General features: G+C 42.1%; 11 protein-coding genes and 1 tRNA gene. 5 read left to right on the top strand and 7 right to left on the bottom strand.

Annotated elements, in window-relative coordinates; genetic code table 11:
- Window positions 1-69: 69 nt before the first annotated feature.
- Window positions 70-585: a DUF2480 family protein gene (locus tag FO442_RS14500; protein WP_144333921.1), complete on the top strand. Its 516-nt coding sequence runs from the start codon at window positions 70-72 to the stop codon at window positions 583-585.
- On the opposite strand, the gene FO442_RS14495 is transcribed toward FO442_RS14500, so the two are convergent.
- Window positions 572-1183, bottom strand: a complete 612-nt coding sequence (locus tag FO442_RS14495; RefSeq protein WP_144333920.1) for a polysaccharide deacetylase family protein — start codon at window positions 1181-1183, stop codon at window positions 572-574. The two genes, FO442_RS14500 and FO442_RS14495, sit on opposite strands and share 14 nt — an antisense overlap.
- An 11-nt stretch (window positions 1184-1194) precedes the next feature.
- Complete coding sequence (locus FO442_RS14490) at window positions 1195-5382, bottom strand: glycosyltransferase family 117 protein (RefSeq protein ID WP_144333919.1); 4188 nt, start codon at window positions 5380-5382, stop codon at window positions 1195-1197.
- A gap of 183 nt (window positions 5383-5565) precedes the next feature.
- Between FO442_RS14490 and FO442_RS14485 the strand changes: the two genes are divergently transcribed.
- Window positions 5566-5638: transfer RNA gene (locus FO442_RS14485), tRNA-Gln, on the top strand.
- 202 nt (window positions 5639-5840) lie between these two features.
- Here FO442_RS14485 and FO442_RS14480 read toward each other — a convergent pair.
- A complete protein-coding gene (locus FO442_RS14480; protein ID WP_144333918.1) occupies window positions 5841-6071 on the bottom strand; it encodes a hypothetical protein in 231 nt (76 codons plus the stop codon).
- Between the two features lie 270 nt (window positions 6072-6341).
- On the opposite strand from FO442_RS14480, the gene FO442_RS14475 reads away from it, so the two are divergent.
- Both FO442_RS14475 and FO442_RS14470 read left to right on the top strand, forming a co-directional pair.
- On the top strand, window positions 6342-6992 hold the full coding sequence (locus tag FO442_RS14475; protein WP_144333917.1) for a hypothetical protein: 651 nt from the start codon (window positions 6342-6344) through the stop codon (window positions 6990-6992).
- Between the two features lie 39 nt (window positions 6993-7031).
- The gene (locus FO442_RS14470; RefSeq protein ID WP_144333916.1) at window positions 7032-7292 is read left to right on the top strand and encodes a hypothetical protein; all 261 of its coding nucleotides are present in this window, start codon (window positions 7032-7034) and stop codon (window positions 7290-7292) included.
- 635 nt (window positions 7293-7927) lie between these two features.
- Here the strand turns inward: FO442_RS14470 and FO442_RS14465 are convergent.
- Entirely contained in the window at window positions 7928-9496 is a 1569-nt protein-coding gene (locus FO442_RS14465) for a PQQ-dependent sugar dehydrogenase (RefSeq protein ID WP_186280147.1), read from the bottom strand.
- Between the two features lie 115 nt (window positions 9497-9611).
- On the opposite strand from FO442_RS14465, the gene thiL reads away from it, so the two are divergent.
- The gene (gene thiL, locus FO442_RS14460; RefSeq protein ID WP_186280145.1) at window positions 9612-10649 is read left to right on the top strand and encodes a thiamine-phosphate kinase; all 1038 of its coding nucleotides are present in this window, start codon (window positions 9612-9614) and stop codon (window positions 10647-10649) included.
- 80 nt (window positions 10650-10729) lie between these two features.
- On the opposite strand, the gene FO442_RS14455 is transcribed toward thiL, so the two are convergent.
- Genes FO442_RS14455 through FO442_RS14445 form a run of 3 tightly spaced genes read right to left on the bottom strand, consistent with a single transcriptional unit; the run spans window position 10730 to window position 14753 of the window.
- The gene (locus FO442_RS14455) at window positions 10730-11020 is read right to left on the bottom strand and encodes a hypothetical protein (protein WP_144333914.1); all 291 of its coding nucleotides are present in this window, start codon (window positions 11018-11020) and stop codon (window positions 10730-10732) included.
- Between the two features lie 35 nt (window positions 11021-11055).
- Window positions 11056-13971, bottom strand: a complete 2916-nt coding sequence (locus FO442_RS14450; protein WP_144333913.1) for a sensor histidine kinase — start codon at window positions 13969-13971, stop codon at window positions 11056-11058.
- Window positions 13968-14753 carry a LytR/AlgR family response regulator transcription factor gene (locus FO442_RS14445; RefSeq protein WP_144333912.1) on the bottom strand — a complete coding sequence of 262 codons (786 nt, stop codon included), beginning with the start codon at window positions 14751-14753 and terminating at the stop codon, window positions 13968-13970. The genes FO442_RS14450 and FO442_RS14445 overlap by 4 nt, the downstream gene beginning before the upstream one ends.
- Window positions 14754-14900: the final 147 nt, after the last annotated feature.

Below are 14900 nucleotides of genomic sequence, written 5' to 3'. Positions count from 1 at the left end.
ATGGATTAGCGGCGTCCGAACTTTAACATCTGACGGAATCCGAAGACCAGAAATCCGTAATTTTGTACCATGTCTGAGATAGTAAATAAAGTAGCACAAAGTGGATTGATCGCAGTCGATTTGGCGGAGTATTGTCCGAAGAATTCTGAGTTTGCAGGTTTTGATTTTGAGCCGTCTCTGTGGCAGGGCTTGGTTCTGAAGGAAAAGGATTTCCGTGATTATGTAAAGAACTTTGACTGGAACCAGTTTCAGGGAAAACACGTGTATTTGTATTGCTCTGTTGATGCGATTTTACCTTCCTGGGCATTTATGCTGGTAAGTTCGAAACTGGTTGGAATTGCACATTCTGTTACGATCGGTAATTTGGCGGATGCAAAACAGAAAGCATTGGAATTGAGCATCGATAAATTGGATGTTCAGCAATTCCATGATGGAAAATTAATTGTAAAGGGTTGTTCGGATATTCCGAATCCGGAAGCGGCCATGTCACAGTTTTTGGTGAAAGTTCAGCCGGTTTGTTCCAGTATTATGTATGGCGAACCGTGTTCAACGGTCCCGATTTATAAGAAACCTAAACAGAAATAGCTTCCGACCGGAATCCCATCTCATTCACCGATTGAAACAAGCGCGGCAGTAATTCCTTTTGTCTTTCGGTGATCTTTGCATTGTCGTGCAATACGAGGATCTCTCCTTTTTTGATTCGCTTCACCTCTGAAAGGATCCGTTCATTACTCACTTTGAAGTCGTAATCGTACGACAACCAGGACCACATAATGATTTGATGTGTTCTCCCGATTTCTTTTGCAACACTCGGTTTGATCCTGCCATATGGAGGGCGGAACAGTTTGGTAGGGAATGATGTTTCAAATTCACGAAAGGATTGCAGGTAAGTTTCATTTTCCGTTTTGACCGAATTCAGATGATTCATCGTGTGATTTCCAATTACATGACCTTCCATTTTGATGCGTTGGAATAATTCGGGGTATTTAACAATATTCTGGCCTACACAGAAGAAGGTAGCTTTCCATTTGTATTGTTTCAACAGGTCCAAAACAAAAGGAGTGATTTCCGGATTCGGTCCATCATCAAAAGTGATAAACACCACTGGTTCAGAAATGGAAAACCTCCACCTTAACCTTGGAAAAACCCAATTCGTTAAGCGTGGAGGTTTAAAGAGTTTCATTTAGAAATGATTTACCCAACAATCGGTTCACTGTCAGACTCAGCTCCTTTTGGTAATGTTTCCGGCAGAATTGCATCACCTCCTACAGGCATTCCGTTAGAAGCCGGTTGTGGGGCTGTTGGTACTTGTGTTCCTGTTAATTCAAATGTAAAGTCGATTGCATTCATCGTACCTTGTAAGCGTGCTTTCTTCGAAGCAAAATTTCCGTCGGTTCTGCTTTCTCCGTTTTCTAAGGACAACTGATCCAATTCGTTATAGATACGTGTTAAGTCTACATTGTACAATGCTTCTAACTCTTTCGTTGTCCGGTTGATCAATGCTCCGTTCGGATTTCCGATACGTGGATCACCTGCAAATTTGTGAATGGTCGCGTAGTTAATTACCGCCGCGATGTAATCCATATCATTTGATGTGGCAAACTGTGCCGGGCTGTTTTTAAAGTAACCCAGGATACTTTCCAATTGACGGGCTACTTCTGCGCCCAGTTTTTCAGCACCCGCTTTGTCATTGGCTCTGTATAGAAGACCTACATAATCCTGTAGCACTCCATCCTGGAATTGTTGGTATTCCGCGCCGTTAGCATCTTTGATCGAACCTGCCGGAGAAGGTCTTTCACCGTAATCCAATACAATATTTGCCGGCATCACTTCCAGTGATTTGTGAATCACTTGTGCTGCTTTCTTGCGTAATTCAGCTACAGTCATTCCCAAGCTTCCTTTGAAGGTGTTTTCCAGCGAATCGGCAACTCTTGCCTGACCAGAAGCGCGCAGGTTCTTCAACATCGGGCCGTATTGCTGTTTACTCATTTCCATCTGCTCTGCTTCGATCACATAATGTTCTGCCAATTGTGCAAACATGGTTCTGAACTGAACTGTTTGTCTTCTGGCGTAGTAATCTGTCAATACATCCGGATTATTCATTTTTCCGTAATGGTAGGTTTCCATGATGTGTTTGTACATCAATTTTTCATTGATCGGAGTTCTGCCTTGAGCTAGAATAGGAGTAATTTCCCATGCCATGCCATTGGTGCGTAAATGTCCGCTTTGGTACATGGCTGTAGAAACTTCCGTATTACCCGGAGAAGTAAAGTACATCGGGCGTTTCCAGTCGTTGTGGGCCAACATGTCCAAAATCATAATGTCAGATTTTGTGATTGTTTGAACGGATCTAGAATTGAAACGGAAACGAATTTCATCTTCACAGTTTGATACTTCTTCTTTCGAGATAATACCGGATGCTAAGGCATTTTTCTTATTCACAGGAAGGATGAAACCGGTACTTGGAATGACTCTTAATGAAGACGTTCTGAATCTGATCATGTTGTCATCGTCCTGCATGAAAGAGATTACATCTTTCAATGGAAGGAAAGACCATCCATCTTCCCAGGTAGACATAATTTCCTGCAGTGATTCCAATGCTTTTACATCAGCTTCCAGGATTTGGTTTCTATATCCTTCAAAAATTTCAAGAATGCCATTTTCCATACTTTCGATAGTTTCCATATTAGAAGAATCAACGTTTGCACTATTGAATGATTGGCGGATTTCATTGATTCTTGGATCAAATGCCGGATCTTTTGCTTTCACAGAAGAAAGCGCTGAAGATGCTATATTCTTAAAGTTTGTAAATGCTTGATTGAATTCTTGAGGGCTATTTTTTACTTTAAGATCAAACAATCTTTCCATTGTTTTTCGATTCATTCCCTGATTTAGCATCCAGGTTGTGGATGTTGTAGGTACAGAAAATGCTTCTTTAAAAAACGCTTGATCCGTTCCACCAGCCCATTGAAGAATCTGGTCTTCTCTAAATGTAATAGGAAGCGGTTCGGAATCGTACATTTTCATCTTCATCTGGTTGGTGTACCAGTCCGTGTCGAATAAGCTCGTGTTACATACGCGTACGTCTGTGCGCTCACCTTCCACTTCCTGCAAATACCATAGCGGGAATGTATCGTTATCTCCTACAGAGAAAATGATTCCGTTTTTAGCGCAGGATTGAAGGTAATTGTATGCTAAATCATGAGCAGAAGATTTGTTGGAACGATCGTGGTCATCCCATCCCTGTTCGCCCATGATGTAAGGAACGAATAAAGTAAGTAACGTAAATAAGGTTGCGGCAACTGTGTTGTTCGGAAGCGCTTTCCGCAGTCCGAATGCTAATCCCAGCAATACCAAACCGATAATTGCAATAATTAACCAGGTTGTCAAAATGACACCACCACCTGAAGCAGCGAAGATCAGAATGAATCCGGTTAATGCACCGTAACCGATCAGCATTTTCTTCCAGTCTTCTTTCTGGAAGTTTTTGTAGGCATCGTACAAGGCAAGAACGCTCAATCCAATCCAGAAAGCGAAGGCATAGAAGGATGCTGCGTATGCGTAATCACGCTCACGTGGTTCAAACGGTTTTTGGTTCAGGTAAATAACGATCGCAATTCCGGTAAAGAAGAATGTCAGGAATACGATAAATGCGTCTTTCGGAGCTCTGTAGAAATGGAAGATCAATCCGATCACCCCCAAAACAAGTGGAAGCATCCAGAAATTATTGTGAGCTGGATTTTCCAGGGTGTAGTAAGGTGCGTGCTCCTGGTTCCCCAAACGCGCATCATCAATGAATGAGAATCCGGAGATCCAGTTTCCGCGCATTTCATCTCCATGGCCTTGAAAGTCATTCTGACGACCGGAGAAATTCCACATGAAATAACGCCAGTACATCCAGTTCATTTGATAGCTGAACATATACCGCATGTTTTCTCTAAATCGCGGAAGTCTCAGCCCATCAGCTCCATTTTCATCCGAATCCGCTACGTCCGTCGGATCATATCCGGACCAATTCTTATAAGCAACAATTTTCGGATCATTCGGATTACCGGAAGTGTAGTACATACGTGGTAAGAAAGTTGTTTGAGCATATACCTGCTTGCTTTTCTTTCTGACACTTTCGTTACTGGAGAAATACTTTTCTTTCACAGAATAGTTTCTTCCTTTCGATTTTGCCCAGTCGGTTGCTTCTTTTTCTGTCATGAATGCTTTTGCATCCATTCCTGTTTGATCATTTTCCACCACGAAACGGCGCAGGTAAAACGGCGATCCGTCTTCATACTCACTTTGATCTGCCAATGTAGAGTTCCAGTAGTTTCCATTCAGGATCGGCCAGGAACCGTATTGCTCGCGTTTCAAATAGGCATGAAGAGTTACCAGGTTTTCGGGGTCGTTCTCATCCAATGGAGTATTTGCGTTGGAACGGATCACGATCACGGCAAAAGAACCGTAACCGATCAATAAAAACGCCAAACTCCACAAGGCGGTATTTAAGATAGGTTTTGCTTTTCTTTTTGCATATCGGAAAGCCCATATGAATAGGCCGACCAGCAGAAGGAAGAAGAAAATGGTACCGGAGAAGAACGGTAAACCGAATGAATTTACAAATGCCACCTCGAAAGAAGAAGCCACTGCAACGGATCCTGGAATAATTCCTTCCTGCACAAATGCCAGTACGACAACTGAAATCAAACCGGTCAGGATGATTCCTTTCAGGTTGGTTTTCTCCCAAAGATTGAAATACATTACGAATGCAATTGCTGGCACAGCAAGTAGACCCAATAAATGGACACCGATTGCCAAACCGAACATGAACCAAATTAGGATCATCCAGCGCATCGGAGATCTTCCGTCTTTGATTTCTCCGTGTTTGATACCGATCATTTCAGCATCCCATTTCAGAATCATCCAGAAAATGGCGGCAGTGAACAGGGATGACATGGCATAAACTTCCCCTTCAACAGCAGAGAACCAGAAGGAATCAGAGAATGTGTAAGCCAAAGCACCGACAACTCCCGCTCCGATAGTAGCGATCTGATCACCTCTCGACCAATCTCTTTCTTTGCGTTGCATGATCTTTTTACCAAACATGGTAATCGACCAGTAAAGGAATAAGATGGTAAACGAACTGCATAAAGCTGAAAGGCGGTTGATCCATACAGCTACCATTTCCGGTTCTGCAAAGAAAGAGAACAAACGTCCAAGTACCATGAATAACGGTGCGCCCGGAGGGTGACCAACTTCTAATTTATGTGCTGCTGTAATGTATTCCCCACAATCCCAAAGTGAAACGGTGTCTTCAATGGTCAGGAAATAAACAATCGTTGCGATTAAAAAAACAAACCAGCCTGTCAGGTTATTCAGTTTATTGTAATTCATGATTTACTTTGAAAGTTTGACTCGCGAAGTTATAAATATATTGCGACGATTCCTCATAGAAATGTTGAAAAATGCTAAATGAATGAAATTCAACGTTTTTTCCACTTTTGCGCGGAAAAACACCAATTTTTTTCCTGCTTTTCTTGTATGAAAAGAATTTAGTATTAACTTTGCCCTCGCAATTGACCCATGGTGTAACTGGCAACACGTCTGGTTTTGGTCCAGAAGAGTCTAGGTTCGAGCCCTAGTGGGTCAACAAAAGGAAAAGGAATTCGAAAGAGTTCCTTTTTTCTTTTGTTCCTCTTTCACGCTTCATACTCGCTCTTTTCGATTTTCAGAGAAATTCCTTTCCCTTTTTCAGTGTGAGTTTTGAGAGCGGAGGCACAAAAGACTGGAGTGGGGACGGGATTTGGTACAGAAATAGAAAAGAGGTCACCCAAACGAATGACCTCAATTTTCTAACGTAGTTTTCTCGCGTATTGTTTTCTAACAAATCGACTAATGTAACTGTTCAACCCCATTCCGTTTACTGCTAGTCGCTTCATTTGTTCTACACCAGCGACACCTGTAGAAAAGTAATTGTACAAATACATAGAACCATCTTTGAACTGAACAGTAATGCTGTCTCCTTCAATTGAGTAGTTCGCTACGTTGGAGTTTCCTCCTCTGTTAAGGTAGCGTTGTACCATATAATGCAATTTTCATCCATAAACACGGTGGATGTTACGTGCAGATACCGAATTTTAAAGAAAGTACTATCTTAGCCCAAAGTACTGGTAGATGGCAATCTTATTTGGTTGTGCATCTTCCAACCAATTAAAGGGCGGAATTGCAGTTCTGCCCTTTATTATAGATGCATATTTCTTCCATAAGTTGCTTGTTTACAGGATATTTATTTGATTGTTTTCAACACGATATTAACCTGTTTTCAATACTTTTGTATAAACAGTAATCTAATCATGGAAGTAAATATATTTTGGGCAATTGGGTCTGCCATTTGTGCTACGCTCATCACTTACTTAACTACCTATACCAATGCTAAAGCTAAATTTCAGGCTGAACTAGAAACTATCGCAAAACGGACGGAGGAACAGGAAAAAGTAATAGCGAAGTACAAAATTCAAGATCATCAGTATCAAAAGAGGTACGATGTTTATCTCAAATACCTTTCACTCTTAGATAAGTTTGAAGCCGAAACCCCATTACTTCAAAAAGAAGAGACGGGAGTGTGGATGTCACAGCTTGTAAATGCTTTGTATTTGTATAGGGAAGATGAAGCAAATAGTATGAAAGCAATCAATCAGTATGGCGATATGTTTGATGGAATGGTTAGTAAAGCAATGGAAGGATTGAAAGACATTGCTGTTCAAACAAATGAAATCAAGTTGGTCGCAACAAACGAAATCAATTCAATTTTTGAGAAATTGAGACTGAACTATCAAAAGGTAGCAGAGATATCTAACTCCATATTTGCTGACCCGATAGCGATCTGTTCTGGAAAAGTAGATTTCGATGCGGTAAATAATAAGCTACAGAAATTAAAGGACGAAACGGTTGAAGATAGAAAGAATCTTATATCCTTAATGCGTAAAGATTTACACAGCGAGTAACCAAAATAGCTAAAATCGTTGTACATAAAAACACTAGCCATGGATTGCATTGAATTAAGACCAGACCAAATTGTACGCAGAGGAAAGTATCCTGCACCGAACGTTCCAAATCACAACTCGTTGTTTTTCCATCCGTCCACTTTGCACGGAAGCACAAAAGAACTAGAGGAATGGGGGTATGAGTTGGCAACATTTTGTAGACAAAATGGTATTCCATATTACTGTTTTACGAATGATTTCGGGAAAAAGATCAATGTCTATCCAAATGATACAATTGAACAATGGTGGAGTAATCGCTAGTGTTTGAATTCCCCCACTCCAATTGGCAGCGCGCGCGCAGATGCAGTTCCTAATTCTTTTGTTTAGCCTTCGCGCGTGAATGATACCCCAAAAAAAGTTAACCACCCTTCTAGGGTTGTAAACCCTAGAACATTTTTTTAGTATGAGAAATGGTAAGCTCTAACACTCTTTAACGTCTCCTAATTCCTTTTTCCATTAACTTACATTTAAAATCAAAAACGAGGGGTATGAAAAAGCAATTTTATTTGGCTAAAGAGCAGAAGTTTTGTCCGGCGTGTGGAACGCCGTTGCCAGACGGGCAAACTCATTGCCCGAATCCAACTTGTCCAACCAATACACCGCCACCGATTCATTAATTGAAAGAAATTGATAGAAAGCCCGGGCATTTATCGTCTGGGCTTTTTTTCATTTGAGGCCTCCGGATTTTGTAATTCCTTAACTTTTTTCCGGTTGTTTTTCTTTCTATTTTAGAGTTAACAGCAAGGCATAACGAATCAGAAGTCAATTCTGATCTCTATTATATACTAAGCTTCACCCTTTAATCGGGTGAAGCTTTTTTATTATCCTTCGAAGCTCGAAGAGCGAAGAAGGATTTTCATTTTCCTTTGCGAATCTCAATGAACGGCCGAGGATTGTCATTCCTTCACAAAATTCTGCACCCGCTTCATGCTCTCCGATTCGTATTGAAACCAGTACAGGCCTGATGAAAAAGACGACAAATCCAGATTCATAAGCAACACCTCATCATTGATCTCTTTTAGCTTGGCTCCGCGGTAATCAAAAATTTGAAGCGTGTATGGTTTGTTTTCCGGAAGCTCGATCTGGATCATTCCCGAAGACGGATTGGGCATGATTTTCAACCCGACGTTCGGATAAGGAACAACGGGTGGTTCCACATAGGTGTAAACCGTAATTTTGTCTGTCGCTGAAGCAGCTCCTCCGTTGTTTACGAGGTAAATTTTCTTTCCGTCAGGTGAAATGGCGATATCGCGCAGCCGGCCATTCAAATCCTGATCTTCTGCAAAATACTTTTTGGGATTCGGATTCTGGGTAGTGGAAGGAGTAATCGTTCCTTGCGCATTTAATTTGAATTGGTACAATTCCATATCGGTATTGTCGCCCTTTTTCAATGTCACAAACAAAATGCTGTTCGTCCATTCCGGAATGGCAGTACTCTTATAGTAAATTCCGTCAGAAGGAGCAACGGTGCACCAGGAAATCCCGTTGCCGGAAGCTGGGGTCGGTACGTCGCAGATCGAGTAAATCGGTTCAACCAAATGATCGTTCGCAATTTGAGGGTGCGGAACGTAATTGCTCACGTATGCAGCTTCTCCCGGGAAATTATCGTCGTCGTGAAAACCATGAACATTTTTCCATCCGTAGTTCATTCCTTTTTCCAGGAGATTGATTTCATCGTCGGTTCTGTCTCCGTGTTCAATGTCATACAGGATGTCCAGGTTGGTATTATAAACCAATCCCTGCGGATTCCGGTGTCCGCGCGTGAAAAAGGAATTTCCCGGAATTGGGTTATCGGCCGGGATACTTCCATCCATATGGTAACGGTGGATTTTTCCGTTGTCCGTAGTTGGGTCTTGTGCGAAATTATTTGGGTTGTCTGTTTGCGGATTGTAGCATTGCGGGCTGTTTGTTTCAGAGGCTCCGTGATCCCCGATCGTTACGAATAAATAGGAAATCGTATGTTGTTTTACTGCCAGTAATCTTCCTCCCAAATGGTCATATCCGGTTGAGATTCCCGTGACAATGTCCTGGTAAGAAACAACTTGCTGCGTGTTTCCGTCCCATTTAAGTCTTCTGATTTTAAAACGGGTAGCCGGATTTCCGGATGTTCCCGAATTATATGAATACATGAAATAAATGAAGGCAGAGTCCGGAAGTTGAAAATCCGGGTGGAGGGCAAGGCCCAGAGTGCCGGCACCGATCGAGAGGTTCGGGCAAAGGGCCGAATTTTCTAAAGGACTTCCTCCGAAATAATCGGGTGCGGTATAGATAACGGTTTTATCTCCTGTTTCCGGATCAATACGTGAAACTCTTCCGTTGCTTTCTGTTACCCAAAGCATGGAATCCGGTCCGTAGAACAATTCCCAAGGAGTGGAAACCTGGGTAGGAAGCTCTGACCGGACAAAGGTTTGGGATTTGCCTGGAAAAGCATTCAAAAGAAGAAGGAAAAGGAATGCCTGTTTCATGATTGATGGAGTTGGTACATCAAATTTACTGCTTTCCACGTTAGCTGACGAGATTTTACATTCAAATACGGCTTCTTTTCTGTAAAGTGTATCTTTGTACCATATAATAGAATACATGTCGGAAGAAAAAAGAACGGACCTGGAATCCCTTGGAGAGTTTGGGACCATTGATTTATTGACAAAAAACTTCTTGATTACAAGAGAATCCACGGCTTTTGGAATCGGAGACGATGCGGCTGTCCTGGAACGGAATGAAGAACAATTCACCTTGATTTCTACGGATATGCTGGTAGAAGGGGTTCATTTTAACCTGATGTATGTTCCGTTTAAGCATTTGGGATATAAATCCGTTGCGGTGAATCTTTCTGATATTGCTGCAATGAATGGAACGCCGGAGCAAATTACGGTTTCCATTGCGGTTTCGAACCGCTTTCCTTTGGAAGCCCTGGAAGAATTGTACGATGGGATCCGGCTGGCGTGTCAGCATTACAAAGTAGATTTGATTGGCGGAGATACCACTTCTTCCAGATCCGGATTGGTGATTTCGGTAACTGCCATAGGTGTGGTAGACAAATCCAAAGTGGTTTACAGATCGGGGGCAGGTGTGAATGACTTGCTGGTTGTTTCCGGAGATTTGGGTGCTGCCTATGTCGGATTACAGGTTCTGGAACGTGAAAAAAGCGTGTTTGAAGCAAATCCGGATATTCAACCCGATTTGGACGGGAAGGATTACATCATTCAGCGGCAATTGAAACCGGAAGCACGGTTGGACATTATTACCTACCTGAAAGAATTGGAAGTTGTTCCGACATCTATGATCGATGTTTCGGACGGGCTGGCCTCTGAAGTATTGCATTTGTGTAAATCCAGCAGGAAGGGAGCAATGGTGTACAACGCAAAACTGCCGATTGATTCATTGACATCGACTACGGCAATTGATTTTAACCTGGATCCTTCTACCTGCGTATTGAATGGAGGAGAGGATTATGAATTGTTATTCACGGTTGCCCAAAGTGATTTTGATAAGATCAAAGGAAATCCGCACATGACCGTGATCGGATACATGACAGATGAAAGTGAAGGAACTTACCTGGTGGATACGAATGAATCATTGATCCCGTTGAGAGCCCAGGGATGGAATCATTTCCAATAAGGGGGTGAGAAATAAATTATAGAACAAAAAAATCCCGTCTCGATTTAACCAAGACGGGATTTTTTTGTTCGTTATTTTTATTATTTATTGTCTTTCTGATCTTTCTTTCTTAGCGGATCTGTAATGTCTCCTCCATTCGGATCAGGATTGTTCGGATCAACAGTTGGATTTGCATCCGAACCTCCACCGTTCCCGCCTAAAGCGTTTGGATTCGCGTTTGAGTCGTTTCCGGTATTAGGAGTTTCAATGGAAAGGCTTTTCACTTCCGTTGAATTTGGTTCCATACAACCACCGGTTCTTGGACGGATATCAGCTTTCTGACAAGCTGTAAACACGACTAATAATGATGCTATAATTGTTATCTTTTTCATATCGTAAAAAGGCATACTGAACAAATATAAACTATTTAATCATTCATTTCCAAATTTTCATACGGAATTTTGATTAAAACGCGCGTTCCTTTGATTGAACGGTCAGGATTCGTCATTTGAAAGGGCCCGATAAGCTCGTAATCCTTGTTCCACATTTGGCGGATAAGGTCAATCCTCTTGGAGGTTATTTCCATTCCCTGTGACTTGTGATCGCCTTTAAATTTGGCTTTTTTGTTCAAACTGAAATCAATTCCGATCCCGTTGTCATCGATGCAAATTTCCAATTGGTCTCCCAATGCTTTGATGGTTACGACAATTTCTCCTTTTTTCGTTTCATCCGGAAGAATTCCATGAATGATACTGTTTTCCACAAAGGGCTGCAGAAGCATGGCCGGAACAGTTACCTGTTCAAGATCAATATCCTGGTTTTCAATCCGGTAAGTAAAACGGTCTTTGAATCGCATAGCTTCCAGTGAAAGGTACAATTCCAATCGCTCCAGTTCCTGGTGTAAGGTCACTACATTATCTCCTTCGGAAGCACTGTCGAGATTTTTCCGGATCAGTTTCGCAAAGCTGGTTAAATACCTGTTTGCCGATACCCGGTCTTGGGTATTGATGAAATACTGGATTGAATTTAACGAGTTGAAAATAAAATGCCGGTTCATACTTGCATTGAGCGATTGTTGCTCCAGGGCCAGTAAACGGGATTTGTTTTCCAGGTTGATCTTGTAGTTGCGTTCTCTTTCGCGCTTGATTTGTAACCTGAAATAATACCGGATTCCAAATGCAATGGCTACAAAAACAAAAATATAGAACCACCAGGTTCTCCAGAACGGAGGAGTAATAATAATGGGAAAAGAACTGATTTCGGATATTTTCTTGGTTCCGGATATGGCTCGGATATGCAGGGTGTAATCTCCTGCATCCAGGTTGGAAAGAATGATGGTTGGGTTTAACGTGGGAGGAGACCACTTGTCTGATTCGCCTTCAAGCCAATATTGGAAAGTAACCGATTCGGGATCTTCCATTGAAATTCCATCCAGGTCAATAATCAGGTTGTTCTTTGAATAATTTAATTTCAGTCCGTTGAAAATATCCGAATGATCGATCTCCCGGTAATTGACCAGGACCCGTGCAATATTGAGTTTAGGGGCAAAATCAGTAAATCTCCTTTCCGAACTGAATTGCAGCTTTGCCAATCCATCGCTCGTTCCGAACCAAAAATTTCCGCCTTCGTAGATGGAAGAATTGATGTTGGATTCCAGGTTGATCAGCCCGTTATTGGTACCGATATGTTTGACGAGTGTTTGTGTGCCTTCGCTGTTTTCAAAAATATACAATCCGTCATTTGTTCCGACAAAAATATTGCTCTCTACCCGGTGGATGAAGTTGATGAAACGCGCTCCGCTTTTTGAACTGTAAGATATGTTTTTGTAATTGATCCCGTCAAAGATGATCAGCCCGTTTTCCGTTCCTATCCAGATCCGGTTGTCTGTATCTGTTTCTATGGAAGCGATGCTGGTTTTGAATTTCTTAAGCAGTTTCTGTGTTTTTCGGGAAAGGTTGAGCTCGTACAATCCTTTGGAGGTTGCCACGAGAATATTCGAATAATAGAATGCAATATCGCGGATATTTCCGTCCCTGCTGAGATTGAACTTGAAGCTGGGGTAGTGATGAAGCGTGTTGTTTTCAATGTAGCCGATACTTTCTTCTCCTGCAACGATTAACCGGTTTTTGAATGGCTTTAAAACCCGGAAGGTGTTCGAAAAATCGTTGGAGGTGTATTGTTTGAGTTCGGATTTTAAATCCCAGCTAAAAACCCCGGCGTTTGTTGCAAACCAGGCCAATCCGTCGAAATATTCAATGTCCCAGATGGTAGTTGCCGGAATCGGGATGGTTTCACAGGTTCCCTGGAGATTCATTTTAAAAGCACCTTTGTCATAAGATCCGAAGAGGTAACTGCCGTTTTTTAATTTGGTTCCCGAAAGGATCAGATCGGAAGGCATTCCTGTTTTCGTGGAATAGATCTGCAGGTTCTGATTGGCAAACCGGATCAATCCTTTTCCGTCGCTGCCAAACCAAATATTTCCTTCGTTATCCTGGAAAGAACAATTGATCGCTTTTACCGGAAGTCCGTTGGTTTCATTCAAATTGAGCTGCTTCATTTGAGAAGACATACGAATCACTCCGTCGGGTGAGGATAACCAAAGCTGATTCGACTGATCGCTGCTGATTGCTCCGATATACAGGTCGTTTGACTGTACGGGAATCGAATCGAATGTTTTGAAGGTGAGATCGGATCGGAATAATCCTTCAAATGAGGTGGAAATGAACACGCGATCTTTTACCAGTGCAATCCCGGAGATACGCCGGTCCCTGAATGCCTCAACCCGGCTGAAATTGGTCAGGTCGCTGGTGAAATATAATCCGTCCCTGGTTCCGATGTAGAGTTTTCCGTTGATTACCTCCAGATTCCTGCAGGAGGAAGCATCCGGATTTTTAAGCGTAACTTTTGAAACATGTCCGTTCGAAATAATATACAAACCGCTCCCTTCGGTGGATGCGATGATTTTTCCCTGGTACTGGATGAAATCCGTAACAATTACCGTACGATCATTGTCACCCAGTGAATAAGTTTGTGCTTTATTGTTCCTGATCTGAGTGATCCCGCCTTCGTGTCCGACCCAAATGGATTGCTGAATGAACTGAAGACAGGAAATCCGGTTATTGAACAATCCCTGTTCCAGGGGAAAGGTCGTAAATGTTTTTCCGTTGAATTTGGCTAATCCTCCCAGTGTCCCGACCCACAAGTAGCCGTCATCGTCCTGGGTGATACATTGGACTTGCGATTGCGGCAATCCCTGTCCATTGGAATAGGTAATGAAAGAGTAGTCCTGGGCCATTCCGATGGTAGAAATGGCCGTAAAGACTATCCATGCGAGTAATCTCATCCTTCTTTGAGCATTTTTACAAAATCCGTAACACGGTTTCTTGCTACGGGAATACGTAATCCGTTTTTCAAAACGGCGAAATGACCGTCTTCGTTAATGTATTCAGCAAGGTTGTTGAGATTGATAATATGTGATTTATGAATCCGGAAAAACTTGGCAGGATTCAAAATGTTCTCGTAAATCTTTAATGTTCGTGTATCGAGGTAACGTGTTCCGTCATTGAAATAGATCGTGGTACAATTTCCGCTTGCTTCCAGATGGGAAATGGTATTGTCTTCAACGATCTTCAATCCTTTGGTATGGCTGATCGCAATACGGTTGTTGGGTTTGTTGCGCAGTAACTGATCGGACAGGTTCCGCAAACTCCTGAAGTATGTCACATAATTTTCCGGGTCTTGCCCGAATACATTGTTTGCCTCAACCAGTTTTTCAACCGCAACTCGTAAATCGTCTATGTCGATAGGTTTCAGCAAGTAGTAAACGGCACTTGCATTGAATGCACGAATGGCGTAATCCTTAAAGGCGGTAACAAAAACAACCAGGAAATTCTTTTCTTCTACTTCTTCCAGTAATTCGAACCCTTCTGCACCGCTGGGCATCCGGATATCCAAAAAAACCACATCCGGTTTACTGGCGGTAATAAGCGCTTTGGCTTGTTCTTTCCCGGAGGCTTCACCGATTACTTCGATTTCCGGACAAAAATCGTCCAGCATCATAATTAAATTTTTGCGTGCATATTCTTCGTCATCAACGACCAAAGCACGAAGTCTTTTCGGTTCCATAATGTAGTTTGTTACTTGTTCTTACCGACAATTTACGAGTTCCTATAAACTGAGTAATCGTTTTGAAACCGAATACTTTCAGATTTTAACTGTTAAAATATGCCAGTTGGTAGTATAATCAAAAGTTAATACCGTTAAAATTATTTA

The sequence above is a fragment of the Fluviicola chungangensis genome, from assembly GCF_007558725.1.
In the GTDB taxonomy this organism is placed as follows: domain Bacteria; phylum Bacteroidota; class Bacteroidia; order Flavobacteriales_D; family Crocinitomicaceae; genus Fluviicola; species Fluviicola chungangensis.
Note: the sequence above shows the minus strand (reverse complement) of the source record. Positions and strands in the feature narration are given on the sequence as shown.